Source organism: Pseudomonas putida, assembly GCF_026625125.1.
Taxonomy (GTDB): domain Bacteria; phylum Pseudomonadota; class Gammaproteobacteria; order Pseudomonadales; family Pseudomonadaceae; genus Aquipseudomonas; species Aquipseudomonas putida_X.
Genome location: NZ_CP113097.1, coordinates 4,589,268 through 4,601,334, shown reverse-complemented (window position 1 = coordinate 4,601,334; position 12,067 = coordinate 4,589,268). Strand labels below are relative to the sequence as shown.

Below are 12,067 nucleotides of genomic sequence, written 5' to 3'. Positions count from 1 at the left end.
CGCTGCTGGCCTATAATGCGCGCCGTTTTGGCGGTATGAGCTTCGGGGTACGAACATGAGCACAGAAGATCCACGCTTTGCCGGCGTTGGCCGGCTGTACGGCGACGAAGGGCTGCAACGCCTGAACCAGGCCCACGTGGCGGTCGTCGGTATCGGCGGGGTGGGCTCCTGGGTGGCCGAGGCGCTGGCGCGCAGTGGCGTGGGTGAGATCACTTTGTTCGATCTGGATGATGTCTGTGTCAGCAACACCAACCGCCAGGCCCATGCCCTGGAAGGGCAGGTGGGGCGCCCCAAGGTCGAGGTGATGGCCGAGCGTCTGCGTGCGATCAACCCGGCCTGCACAGTGCATGCGGTGGCTGACTTCGTCACCCGCGACACCATGGCTGAGTACATCACCGAGCAGCTCGATTGCGTCGTCGACTGCATTGACAGCGTGATGGCCAAGGCGGCGCTCATTGCCTGGTGCCGGCGGCGCAAGATCGCGATCGTCACCACCGGCGGCGCAGGTGGGCAGATCGACCCCACACAGATTCAGATCGGCGACCTCAACAAGACCTTCAACGACCCGCTGGCATCGCGGGTACGTTCGACCCTGCGGCGTGACTACAACTTTTCGCGCAACGTCAGCCGCAATTACGGGGTGCCGTGTGTGTTCTCCAGCGAACAGCTGCGCTACCCCAAGGGCGATGGCAGCGTGTGCCTGCAGAAGAGCTTCGTGGGCGAGGGTGTGCGCCTTGACTGCGCCGGGGGCTTTGGCGCGGTGATGATGGTGACGGCGACCTTTGGCATGGTGGCGGCGAGCAAGGCCGTGGAAAAGCTGGTGGCTGGCGCCCGGCGCCCGTCAGAGCGGGTCAAGGCCGAGTGAGGCGCACGGCCGAGCTGGGTTCAGTGGTCTGAAACCAGCTCGGCCATGCGCAGCAACACTGCATGCAGGCCATTGCTGCGCGATGGCGACAACTGCCGCTCCAGCCCCAATTGGGTAAACCATGCGCGCAGGTCAAGCGCTGCCAGTTCGCGGCTGTCCAGCCCTTGCACCCGCACCAGCAGCACTGCCAGCAGGCCACGCAACAGTCGCGCATCACTGCTCGCCTTGAACTGCCACTGGCCGTCGTGCTGTTCAGCTACCAGCCATACCAGGCTTTCACAGCCGTGCACGCGGTTGTCCTCGCCTTTTTGCGTATCGCTCAGCGGTTCCAGTTGCTCACCCATCTGCATCAGAAGCCGGGCACGCTGCTCCCAGCCGCGGGCCTGCTCGAAACGCTCCAATACTGCCTGGGCGCGTACTGGCAGGCTCATCGCAACAGCTCCAGGCCTTGATCGAGGGCATCGAAGAAACGTTGCAGGTCATCGCTGTCGTTGTACATGCCCAGCGATACCCGAATCGCGCCTTCGAGCCCCAGCCCCTTGAGCAGTGGCATGGCGCAGTGATGGCCGGCACGCACGGCAATGCCTTGCTCTGTCAGCAGGTGGGCGATGTCGGCATTGTGCACGCCTTCGATGACAAAGCTGGCCAAGGCAGCCTGTGGCGCGCCCAGCACCCGCACCCCATCACGGTCGGCCAGCCCGCGCAGCAGGTGATGATGAAGGTGGGTCTCGTGATTCTCGACGGCCTGGCCATCGAGGCTGGCCAGGTAATCGAGCGTCGCCCCCAGGCCGATCACCCCGGCGATCGGCGGAGTGCCAGCCTCGAAGCCCAGCGGTGCGGGGCGGAAGCTGGCACTCTGGTAGTCAGCCAGCTGTACCATTTCACCGCCGAACTGCCAGTGGCGCAGCAGTTCCAGCGCCTGCGCACGGCCATAAAGTACGCCGACCCCTTCCGGGCCATACAGTTTGTGGCTGGAGAATACGTAGAAATCACAGCCCAGTTGCTGAACATCGTGGCGGCCATGCACCACACCCTGGGCGCCATCGACTACCGTCAGCGCCCCTTGGGCCCGGGCATGGGCGAGTAACGCTGGCAGCGGCTGCCAAGTGCCGAGCACGTTGGACAACTGGCTGACCGCAAGCACGCGGGTACGCGGGCCAATCAACTGCAGCGCCTGCTCAAGGTCGATGCGGCCATGCTCATCCAGCGGCAGCACCACCAGGCGCAGGTTGCGCCGCCGCGCCAGTTGTTGCCAGGGCAGCAGGTTGGCATGGTGCTCCAGCGCGCTCACCGCGATTTCGTCGCCTGCCTCGAAACGGTGTTCCAGGCCATAGGCCAACAGGTTCAGGGCCGACGTGGCGCCGTGGGTGAAGATGACCTGCCGCGATTCGCCAGCGTTGAGCCAGGCGGCGACCTTGTCGCGGCTGGTTTCGAACGCCTGGGTCGCCAGTGCGCCCGGCAGGTGCTGGGCACGGTGCACATTGGCTGCGCCGTGGCCGTAATAGTGGCTCAGGGCATCGAGCAGGGCCTGGGGCTTCTGGGTGGTGGCAGCGCTGTCCAGGTAGGTCTGGTGCTGGCGTTGCAGGGCGTCGATGGCGGGGAAATCGGCACGCCAGGGGGAGGGCTGGAACATGATCACGGGGCCTGGAATGAAAATCGGGTCTGGCGTGAGTGCGCCAGACCCGATCTTAACACTTCGAACCCTTGGGGAGTTCTCAGTTGTGGGCGTGCAGCGCCTCGTTCAGCTCGATCGCCGATTTGTGCGTCTTGCACTCGACGGCGCCGTTGAGCGAGTTGCGGCGGAACAGCAGGTCGGTCTGGCCAGCCAGGTCGCGCGCCTTGACCACTTTGACCAGCTCATTGTTTTCGTCGAGCAGGTTTACCTTGGTGCCGGCTGTGATGTACAGGCCAGCTTCGACGGTGTTGCGGTCGCCCAGCGGGATGCCGATGCCGGCGTTGGCGCCGATCAGGCAACCTTCACCGACCTTGATGACGATATTGCCACCACCGGACAGGGTGCCCATGGTCGAGCAGCCGCCGCCCAGGTCCGAACCCTTGCCGACGAATACACCGGCCGATACACGGCCTTCGATCATGCCCGGGCCTTCGGTGCCGGCATTAAAGTTGACGAAGCCTTCGTGCATGATCGTGGTGCCTTCGCCGATGTAGGCGCCCAGGCGCACACGGGCGGTGTCGGCGATACGCACGCCGGCCGGGACCACGTAGTCGGTCATCTTCGGGAACTTGTCCACCGAGAACACTTCCAGCAGCTCGCCTTTGAGGCGCGCCTCCAGTTGCAGTTCGGCCAGCTCTGCCAGGTCGACGGCGCCTTGGTTGGTCCAGGCGACGTTCGGCAGCAGCGGGAAGATGCCTGCCAGGCTCACGCCGTGCGGCTTGACCAGGCGGTGCGACAGCAGGTGCAGCTTCAGGTAGGCCTCTGGGGTCGACGCCAGGGCAGCGTCTTCGGCCAGCAGGGTGGCGACCAGCGGCTTGTGGCTTTCGGCCAGGCGGGTCAGCAGGGCGGCCTGGGCGGCATCGATGCCTTTGACGGCTTCGGCCAGTTGCGCGGCCTGGGCATTGCTGAAGGTGATGGCGTGGTTGCCACCTTCATAGCCGAGGATCGGCGCAACAGCGGCGACCAGCTCGGCGCTCGGCTTGAGCAGCGGCTGTGCGTAGAAGACTTCCAGCCAGGTGCCCTGGCGGTTCTGGGAGCCGACACCGAAGGCCAGGCTGAACAGGGTAGTGGACATATGATTACCTCGTGCGAAATAGGGGGCGATGCGTAGATGGACTCAGGCCAGCGCAGCGGCGTACAGGTCAGGTTTGAAACCGACCAGGGTGCGCGCGCCAAGGTCGAGCACCGGCCGCTTGATCATCGACGGCTGGGCCAGCATCAGCTCGACGGCCTTGGCCTGGTCGAGGTCGGCCTTGCTGGTATCGTCGAGCTTGCGGAACGTGGTGCCGGCACGGTTGAGGATCACTTCCCAGCCGTGCTCGTCGCACCAGCGGTTCAGGCTGTCACGGTCGATGCCTTGAGTCTTGTAGTCATGGAATTCGTAGGCGATGGCTTGATCTTCGAGCCAGGTGCGCGCTTTTTTCATGGTATCGCAGGCTTTGATGCCGTAGAGCGTGTAGGTCATTGTGTGCATTGGGGTCACAGGCTGCCCCAATCTCTCCATTTCCGAATGTCAGTCACGCGATTATGCGGGAACGATCCTCGGTGCGCCACGCCCGAGGCGCCCTGACGACGGGTCAGGATGTGTCTTGATCGACCAAACGGTGAACCGCCTGGATGATTTCATTGCCCTATTGCTGCCTGGCTGTGCGCAGCGGGTAGGTGCTCTGCAAGTTGAGCCAGCACTCGGGGGTGGGCGTATGCAAGTGCCGGATTTCATTGCACCTGTGGAGGCAAACGTCAGCATCTGCACGTTAGGCGGGTATCATCATGTTACATATTCATGCGCCGCCTGCGACTTTCGTGCAGCGGCCCAGGGTTGCCACACAGCGCTAACATGTTGTTTCCATGGCGGTCTTTCGCCTGGATTGATTTCGGTTCACAAAGGAAGCTTTAACGGATGCAGTCCGCCTATACCGTCCTCATCCTGCTGACGCTGGTAAGCGTGTCGAAACTGGTCGGGCGGGTAATCCCGTTGCCGCTGCCGCTGGTGCAGATCGCTGCCGGTGCGCTGTTGGCCTGGCCGAGCCTGGGGCTGCATGTGGCCCTGGACCCTGAACTGTTCCTCTTCCTGTTCCTGCCGCCGTTGCTGTTTGCCGACGGCTGGCGCATCCCGAAACGCGAACTGTGGCGCATCCGCGGGCCGGTGGTGGCGCTGGCTGTAGGGCTGGTGCTGTTCACTGTGGTCGGTGCCGGCTACTTCATCCATTGGCTGCTGCCCAGCATCCCGCTGGCGGTCGCCTTTGCCCTGGCGGCCGTATTGTCGCCGACCGACGCCGTGGCCGTCTCGGCCATCACCCAGGACCGCCTCCCCACTCCCCTGATGCACATGCTTCAGGGGGAGGCGCTGATGAATGACGCCTCTGGCCTGGTGACCTTCAAGTTTGCGCTGGCAGCGGCGATCACCGGCGTATTTTCACTGGCCGATGCCAGTTTCAGTTTTGTCTTGGTTGCCATCGGCGGGTTGGCGGTCGGCGTGGCTCTGAGCTGGCTGATTGGCAGGCTGCGCGCCTGGATGATCGCCCGTGGCTGGGATGACCCGGCCACTCACGTGGTATTCATGCTGCTGCTGCCGTTTGCCGCCTATGTATTGGCCGAGCGCCTTGGGGTATCGGGCATCCTCTCGGCGGTCGCCGCCGGCATGATGCAGAGCTGGCTCGATCTGCTGCCGCGCCAGACCAGCACCCGCCTGCTCAACCGTAGTGTCTGGTCGCTGCTGGAATTCGCCTTCAATGGCCTGATCTTCCTCCTCTTGGGCCTGCAATTGCCGGACATCATCAAGGCGGTGGTCAGCCATGAGCCTACCCTGTGGCCGACACTGGCCTGGCGTTGCCTGGATGTGCTGGCGATCTTCGCGGCGCTGATCCTGCTGCGTTTCATCTGGGTGCAAAGCATCTGGCGGGCGGTTGGGGTCGTGCGTCGCTGGCGGGGCAAACCGGCACTGGTACTGATGCCCACCGCGCGCTCATGCTGGCTGCTGACCCTAGGTGGGGTGCGCGGGGCCGTGACCCTGGCGGGTGTGATGTCGATACCGCTGCTGATCGGGGCTGGCCAGGATTTCCCAGAGCGCGACCTGCTGATTTTCATCGCTGCGGGCGTCATCTTGCTTTCGCTGGCCAGCGCCTGCGTGGCTCTGCCTTTTCTCTTGAAAGGTGTCACCCGCAGCCCGGACGAGCGGCTGCATCAGGAGGTGCAGGAAGCCTGGCGGCGCACGGCCGAGGCTGCCATTCATGCCCTGGAGGCCGAGGAAGTGATTGATGCCAGCGCGCCTCAGGATGCGGCGCAGGCGACCCTGGCCACGGAGCTCAAGGCACGGTTGATGGCCGAGTACCGCGATGAACTGGACAGTTACAACGACACGGCCGAGGCGAGGGCCTTGGCAGAGCAGATGGACTTGCTGGAGCGCCGCCTGCGCCTGCGGGCGCTCAGGGCGCAGCGCCTGGAGTTGTATAACCTGCATCGCCAGCACCTGGTAGGCGACGAGGTGGTACGGCAAGTGTTGGGTGAGCTGGACTTGAGCGAGGCGAACCTGGGGGCAGTCAAATGAGCCGCTGTAGCTCAAGCGCCGGTAAGCCGGCGTTCGAGCTACAGTGCGGCACTCACTCGATCAACGGTTTTGCACGAACGCACGAATCCGCTCAGCCGCTTCGATGCACTCGGCCAACGGTGCGACCAGTGCCATGCGTACCCGCCCGGCCCCCGGATTGACGCCGTCCACGTCGCGCGACAGGTACGAACCAGGCACCACCGTCACATGCTGGGCTTCGAACAGGTCGCGGGTGAAGTCAGCATCGCACCCCGGCACCTTGGCCCACAGGTAGAAGCTGCCATCGGGCCGCTGTACGTCCAGCACGGGCTGCAGGATATCCAGCACGGCATCGTATTTGGCGCGGTACTGGTCGCGATTCTCGCGCACATGCGCTTCATCCTGCCAGGCGGCGATGCTGGCCAGTTGGGTCTGCACTGGCATGGCGCAGCCATGGTAGGTGCGATAGAGCAGGAACGGCTTGATGATTTCCGCATCGCCGGCAACGAAGCCCGAACGCAGGCCCGGCAGGTTGGAGCGTTTGGACAGGCTGTGGAATACCACGCAACGCTTGAAATCACTGCGACCCAGTTCGGCACAGGCACTGAGAAGGCCCGGTGGTGGGGCGTCTTCGTCAAAGTAGAGCTCGCTGTAGCACTCGTCGGCGGCGATGACGAAATCGTGCTCGTCGGCCAGTGCAATCAGCTTCTTCAGGGTGTCCATCGGTACCAGTGCGCCGGTGGGGTTTCCCGGTGAGCACAGGAACAGGATCTGGCAGCGCTTCCAGACCTCGGCGGGCACGGCGTCGAAGTCCGGGTTGAAACCGTTGTTTTCCAGGCACGGCAGGTAATGCGGCGTGGCGCCGGCGAGCAGGGCCGCGCCTTCGTAGATCTGGTAGAACGGGTTGGGGCTGACCACCAGGCCATCATCGGCGCGGTTGACCACGGCCTGGGTGAAGGCGAACAGCGCTTCACGGGTGCCGTTGACCGGCAGCACATGGCGGTCTGCGTCCAGCCAGCCGGCCGGTACGCCGAAGCGGCGCTCGCACCACTGGGCAATGGCCTGGCGCAGCGCTGGCAGGCCGATGGTGCTGGGGTAGACCGCCAGCTTGTCGAGGTTGTCGGCCATGGCCTGGGCTACGAATGCCGGCGATTCGTGCTTCGGCTCACCGATCGACAGGGCGATGGCGCGCTTGTCCACCGCAGGCTTCACGCTGCCCAGCAGCGCGCGGAGTTTCTCGAACGGGTAGGGCTGAAGCTGGGTCAAGGCATGGTTCATCGGCGCAAGGTCTCGTCAATCGTCTAATCGTTAAAAGGTCACGCGGGCCGGGCTGGCATCGCTGGCCTGGCCGGCCTGCAGCTGTTGCACGATCGCTTCCTGCAGGCGGCTGCACAACTGCGGGTCGGACAGCGGTTGGTTGTCGGCGTCGGTAATGAAGAATACGTCTTCCACGCGTTCGCCGAGGGTGGCGATCTTGGCGTTCTGCAGTGACAGGTCGAACTCCAGGAAGATCCGCCCGATCCGCGCCAGCAGCCCGGGGCGGTCCGGCGCGGTGATCTCGAGGATGGTCACCGCCCGCTGGGCATCGTTGAGGATGGTCACCTGCGGCGGGAAGTTGAAATGCTTGAGCTGGCGGGGTACCCGACGCTGGATGATGGTCGGGTAATCCTCGGGGTTGCGCAGCGCCTCGGTCAGGCCGTCGCGGATCTGCTTGACGCGTTGCGGGTTGTCACCGATGGAGCCGCCGTCATTGTCGAGCACGATATAGGTGTCGAGCGTGAACTGGCTGCTCGAGGTGATGATGCGCGCGTCATGGATGTTCAGGTTGAGCTGCGACATGGCCGCTACGGTCACGGCAAAGAAGTCGTGCTGGTCGGGGGCATAGATGAAAATCTGCGTACCGCCCTCGAACTCACGCTGGGTGGTTTCCTTGATCAGTACCAGCGGCCCGCCGTCGGCAGGCTGCTGCAGGATCGCATCACTGTGCCAGGCCACATCAGCGGCGTTGTGCTTGAGGAAATAGTCGTCACCCAGTTGCGACCAGAGTTGCTCGACGTCGTCCGGGTCGGTGCCCTCTCTGACGAGGATGTCCAGCGCAGCGCTCTGTGTCTGACGGATCTGCTCCTCGCGGTCCAGCGGGTTTTCCAGGCCGCGACGCAGGGCCCGTTTGGTCTCGCTGTACAGCTGGCGCAGCAGGCTGGCGCGCCAGGAGTTCCACAGGCTGGGGTTGGTGGCATTGATGTCGGCCACGGTCAGCACATACAGGTAGTCCAGGCGCGTCTCGTCGCCGACATGCAGGGCGAAGTCGTTGATCACCTGCGGGTCGGACAGGTCCTTGCGTTGCGCGGTGGTGGACATCACCAGGTGGTTCTGCACCAGCCAGACGATCAGCCGGCTGTCCCAGGCGGGCAACTGATGGCGCTCACAAAATTTCTTCGCATCCACAGCGCCCAGCTCGGAGTGGTCGCCCTGGCGCCCTTTGCCGATGTCGTGGTACAGACCGGCCAGGTAGATGAGCTCAGGTTTGGGCAGGCGGCCCATGAGCTTGCTGGCCAGCGGGAATTTTTCGGATACGGGCGTGTATTGCAGCTTGCGCAGGTGCTTGATGAGGTTGAGGGTGTGCGCGTCGACCGTATAGATGTGGAACAGGTCGTGCTGCATCTGCCCGACGATCAGGCCGAACTCTGGCAGGTAGCGGCCGAGGATGCCGTAGCGGTTCATCCGCCGCAGGTTGCGATGGATGCCGATTTCGCACTTGAACAGCTCGATGAACAGGCTGGTGTTGCGGATATCGTTGCGGAAGGTGTCGTCGATCAGGTGGCGGTGCTCGCGCAGCAGGCGCACGGTGTCAGCGCGCACACCCTTGATTTCCGGGTGCTGCGCCATCAGCACGAAGATCTCCATCATGGCGAACGGCGTGCGCTTGAACACGTTGGCGTTGACCGCTTCGATGTAGCCGTCGTGCAGGCGGAAGCGTGTATTGAGCGGCTGGGTGGTGCCACTGTCATCGTCGGCGAGGATGACTTCCTCGAAGTGCTGGATGATCAGGTCGCACAACTGGCTGATGCTCATCACCACCCGGTAGTACTGCTGCATGAACTGTTCGATGGCGCGCTTGGGATTTTCGTCGCTGTAGCCCAGCAGTGCGGCGATGCTGCGCTGGTGGTCGAACAGCAGGCGGTCTTCGGCGCGGCCGGCGAGCATGTGCAGGGCGTAGCGCACCTTCCACAAGAAGTCCTGGGAGGAAGCCAGCAGTTCGTTTTCGCTTTCCAGCAGGAAGCCTTCGCCAGCGAGGGCGTGCAGGTTCAGGGTGCCGTACTGGCGACGGGCTACCCAAAGGACTGTCTGGATGTCGCGAAGGCCACCGGGCGAGCCTTTTACATTGGGCTCGAGGTTGTACTCGGTGTCGTTGTACTTGTGGTGGCGGGCCTTGAGCTCTGCACGCTTGGCCAGGAAGAACTCCTTGCTCGGCCACATGTGCGCGGTGCTGGTGACCTCGAGCATGCGCTGACGCAGGGCTTCAGGGCCGGCGATGGTACGGCTTTCCATCATGTTGGTGATGACCGTCAGGTCGGCACGGGCTTGTTCGGCACACTCGTCGATGGTGCGCACGCTTTGGCCCACTTCCAGGCCGATGTCCCACAGCAGTGTAAGGAAGCGTTCGATGGCATCGCGGTACTGCTCGTGTTCGACGTCGCGCAGCAGGATCAGCAGGTCGATGTCCGAGTGCGGGTGCAGTTCACCGCGCCCATAGCCCCCGACCGCCACCAGCGCGATGCCGTCCGCATCGCCCCAGTCGAACTGCTTCCAGGCCTGTTGCAGGATGTTGTCGACGAGCCAGGCACGGTCCTCGATCAGCTGACGGATTTCACGGCCGTCACGGAAACGCTTGTCGAGCACCTCGCCGGCCTGGCGGATGGCCTTCTTGAAAGCGGCGATGGGGCTCGCCTTGAGGGCCAGTTCCGCCTGGAACTGGCCGCGGTCGAACAGCTCGGGATCCACCTGGGGCATGCATCGCGTTCCTGTCGTAGGGGCTTTGGCGTGAATTCAGGCCGAAGTGCGCGGGATGGTGTCGTCCTTGCGCAGGGTGAAGATCTCGTAGCCGGTGGCGGTCACCACCAGGGTGTGTTCCCACTGCGCCGAGAGCTTGCGGTCCTTGGTGATGGCAGTCCAGCCGTCGCCCAGTACCTTGGTGTCGGCCTTGCCCTGGTTGATCATCGGTTCGATGGTGAAGGTCATGCCCTCTTTGAGCTCCATGCCGGTGCCGGCACGGCCGTAGTGGAGGATCTGCGGCTCTTCGTGGAACACCTTGCCGATGCCGTGGCCGCAGAATTCACGCACCACCGAAAAACCGTTCTTTTCGGCGTGCTTCTGGATCACTTCACCGATATCGCCCAGGCGGCAGCCTGGCTTGACCAGTTCGATGGCCTTGTACATGCATTCCTGGGTGACTTTGGACAGGCGTTCGGCCCAGACCGGCACAGTGCCGACGTGGAACATGCGGCTGGTGTCGCCGTGGTAGCCATCCTTGATCACGGTGACATCGATGTTCAGCGTGTCGCCGTCCTTGAGTGGCTTGTCGTTGGGGATGCCGTGGCAGACCACGTGGTTGATCGAGGTGCAGATCGACTTCGGGTAGCCTTTGTAGTTGAGCGGTGCCGGAATGGCCTGCTGCACGTTGACGATATAGTCGTGGCACAGGCGGTCGAGCTCTTCGGTGGTGACACCGGGCTTGACGTGTTCTTCGATCATTTCCAGCACTTCGGCGGCCAGGCGGCCGGCGATGCGCATCTTCTCGATGTCTTCTGCGGTCTTGATGGTAACGGTCATTACAGGCTCTCTACGGCGCCGCAGGTGGCGCGAACAAACGGAAAAGGCCCTCATTCTATCAGAGGGCGGCTGTGAACCCAGCATCAAGCTTCAAGCTTCGAGCTGCAAGCTGCAAGCTGAGCGGCGTGGCTTGGGGGTCTGCGGTCGGCTTTCTCTTGCAGCTTGAAGCTTGCAGCTCGAAGCTTAAAGCTGCGGGTTCCGTTCGTTGGCGGTCTGTGGTATAACATGCGCCGCTTTCGGGGACGACCCCGTCAGCTCAAACCCACACACGTGTCGACACGATGACCTGGGTGCCCCGCATTCTCGAACTTCTCGTTCAGCTGCGTGGGTTGGTCATTGGGATACGTGGAGGCCCAACCCGACTTATCAAGGAACTATCATGTCCCAAGTCAACATGCGCGATATGCTGAAGGCCGGTGTGCACTTCGGCCACCAGACCCGTTACTGGAACCCGAAAATGGGCAAGTACATTTTCGGCGCGCGTAACAAGATCCACATCATCAACCTGGAAAAAACCCTGCCAATGTTCAACGACGCTCTGTCGTTCGTAGAGCGCCTGGCCCAGGGCAAGAACAAGATCATGTTCGTCGGCACCAAGCGTTCCGCCGGCAAGATCGTCGCCGAGCAAGCTGCTCGTTGCGGTTCGCCATACGTTGACCACCGCTGGTTGGGCGGCATGCTGACCAACTACAAAACCATCCGCGCTTCGATCAAGCGTCTGCGCGACCTGGAAACCCAGGCCGAAGATGGCACCTTTGCCAAGCTGACCAAGAAAGAAGCCCTGATGCGTTCGCGCGATCTGGAAAAGCTGGACCGCAGCCTGGGTGGTATCAAGGACATGGGCGGCCTGCCTGATGCCCTGTTCGTGATCGACGTTGACCACGAGCGCATTGCTATCACCGAAGCCAACAAGCTGGGCATCCCGGTTATCGGCGTTGTCGATACCAACAGCAGCCCGGAAGGTGTTGACTACATCATCCCAGGTAACGATGACGCCATTCGCGCTATCGAGCTGTACATGACTTCGATGGCTGACGCCGTCATCCGCGGCCGCAACAACGTTGCTGGCGGCACCGAAGTCTACGCTGAAGAAGCGGCTGCACCTGCTGCCGAGTAATAGACGCTAGCGTCTGCTTGGCACGCAAAAAGGGGGCTCTGCCCCCTTTTTGCC

At 63.1% G+C, this 12,067-nt stretch carries 10 protein-coding genes; 3 read left to right on the top strand and 7 right to left on the bottom strand.

Annotation, left to right across the window (positions count from 1 at the left end):
- The first annotated feature begins 55 nt into the window (after positions 1 to 55).
- Entirely contained in the window at positions 56 to 865 is an 810-nt protein-coding gene (gene tcdA / locus OSW16_RS21180) for a tRNA cyclic N6-threonylcarbamoyladenosine(37) synthase TcdA (protein ID WP_241804403.1), read from the top strand.
- 20 nt (positions 866 to 885) lie between these two features.
- Here tcdA and OSW16_RS21175 read toward each other — a convergent pair whose 3' ends face one another.
- From OSW16_RS21175 to OSW16_RS21160, 4 genes are all read right to left on the bottom strand, one after another.
- Positions 886 to 1,296 (bottom strand): SufE family protein, encoded by a 411-nt coding sequence (locus OSW16_RS21175; protein WP_241804404.1) that lies wholly within the window; start codon positions 1,294 to 1,296, stop codon positions 886 to 888.
- Positions 1,293 to 2,498: a cysteine desulfurase gene (locus OSW16_RS21170; RefSeq protein ID WP_267818240.1), complete on the bottom strand. Its 1,206-nt coding sequence runs from the start codon at positions 2,496 to 2,498 to the stop codon at positions 1,293 to 1,295. The genes OSW16_RS21175 and OSW16_RS21170 overlap by 4 nt, the downstream gene beginning before the upstream one ends.
- 82 nt (positions 2,499 to 2,580) lie before the next feature.
- Complete coding sequence (gene dapD, locus OSW16_RS21165; RefSeq protein ID WP_241804406.1) at positions 2,581 to 3,615, bottom strand: 2,3,4,5-tetrahydropyridine-2,6-dicarboxylate N-succinyltransferase; 1,035 nt, start codon at positions 3,613 to 3,615, stop codon at positions 2,581 to 2,583.
- Between the two features lie 42 nt (positions 3,616 to 3,657).
- Positions 3,658 to 4,005, bottom strand: a complete 348-nt coding sequence (locus tag OSW16_RS21160) for an ArsC family reductase (protein WP_241804440.1) — start codon at positions 4,003 to 4,005, stop codon at positions 3,658 to 3,660.
- A gap of 435 nt (positions 4,006 to 4,440) precedes the next feature.
- On the opposite strand from OSW16_RS21160, the gene OSW16_RS21155 reads away from it, so the two are divergent.
- Positions 4,441 to 6,087 (top strand): Na+/H+ antiporter, encoded by a 1,647-nt coding sequence (locus tag OSW16_RS21155; protein WP_267818236.1) that lies wholly within the window; start codon positions 4,441 to 4,443, stop codon positions 6,085 to 6,087.
- Between the two features lie 60 nt (positions 6,088 to 6,147).
- Here the strand turns inward: OSW16_RS21155 and dapC are convergent, their stop codons facing one another.
- The 3 genes from dapC to map are packed head-to-tail and all read right to left on the bottom strand — an operon-like array spanning position 6,148 to position 10,896.
- A complete protein-coding gene (gene dapC / locus OSW16_RS21150; protein ID WP_267818234.1) occupies positions 6,148 to 7,344 on the bottom strand; it encodes a succinyldiaminopimelate transaminase in 1,197 nt (398 codons plus the stop codon).
- 30 nt (positions 7,345 to 7,374) lie between these two features.
- Entirely contained in the window at positions 7,375 to 10,077 is a 2,703-nt protein-coding gene (locus OSW16_RS21145; RefSeq protein ID WP_267818232.1) for a [protein-PII] uridylyltransferase, read from the bottom strand.
- A gap of 36 nt (positions 10,078 to 10,113) precedes the next feature.
- Positions 10,114 to 10,896 (bottom strand): type I methionyl aminopeptidase, encoded by a 783-nt coding sequence (gene map, locus OSW16_RS21140; RefSeq protein WP_004375406.1) that lies wholly within the window; start codon positions 10,894 to 10,896, stop codon positions 10,114 to 10,116.
- Positions 10,897 to 11,275: 379 nt separating this feature from the next.
- Between map and rpsB the strand changes: the two genes are divergently transcribed.
- Entirely contained in the window at positions 11,276 to 12,013 is a 738-nt protein-coding gene (gene rpsB / locus OSW16_RS21135; protein ID WP_012315900.1) for a 30S ribosomal protein S2, read from the top strand.
- Positions 12,014 to 12,067 lie beyond the last annotated feature (54 nt).

Excerpts from the sequence above, each read along its gene's own strand:
- tcdA (WP_241804403.1), top strand. The coding sequence starts at position 56 with ATGAGCACAGAAGATCCACGCTTTGCCGGCGTTGGCCGGCTGTACGGC.
- OSW16_RS21175 (WP_241804404.1), bottom strand. The coding sequence starts at position 1,296 with ATGAGCCTGCCAGTACGCGCCCAGGCAGTATTGGAGCGTTTCGAGCAG.
- OSW16_RS21170 (WP_267818240.1), bottom strand. The coding sequence starts at position 2,498 with ATGTTCCAGCCCTCCCCCTGGCGTGCCGATTTCCCCGCCATCGACGCC.
- dapD (WP_241804406.1), bottom strand. The coding sequence starts at position 3,615 with ATGTCCACTACCCTGTTCAGCCTGGCCTTCGGTGTCGGCTCCCAGAAC.
- OSW16_RS21160 (WP_241804440.1), bottom strand. The coding sequence starts at position 4,005 with ATGACCTACACGCTCTACGGCATCAAAGCCTGCGATACCATGAAAAAA.
- OSW16_RS21155 (WP_267818236.1), top strand. The coding sequence starts at position 4,441 with ATGCAGTCCGCCTATACCGTCCTCATCCTGCTGACGCTGGTAAGCGTG.
- dapC (WP_267818234.1), bottom strand. The coding sequence starts at position 7,344 with ATGAACCATGCCTTGACCCAGCTTCAGCCCTACCCGTTCGAGAAACTC.
- OSW16_RS21145 (WP_267818232.1), bottom strand. The coding sequence starts at position 10,077 with ATGCCCCAGGTGGATCCCGAGCTGTTCGACCGCGGCCAGTTCCAGGCG.
- map (WP_004375406.1), bottom strand. The coding sequence starts at position 10,896 with ATGACCGTTACCATCAAGACCGCAGAAGACATCGAGAAGATGCGCATC.
- rpsB (WP_012315900.1), top strand. The coding sequence starts at position 11,276 with ATGTCCCAAGTCAACATGCGCGATATGCTGAAGGCCGGTGTGCACTTC.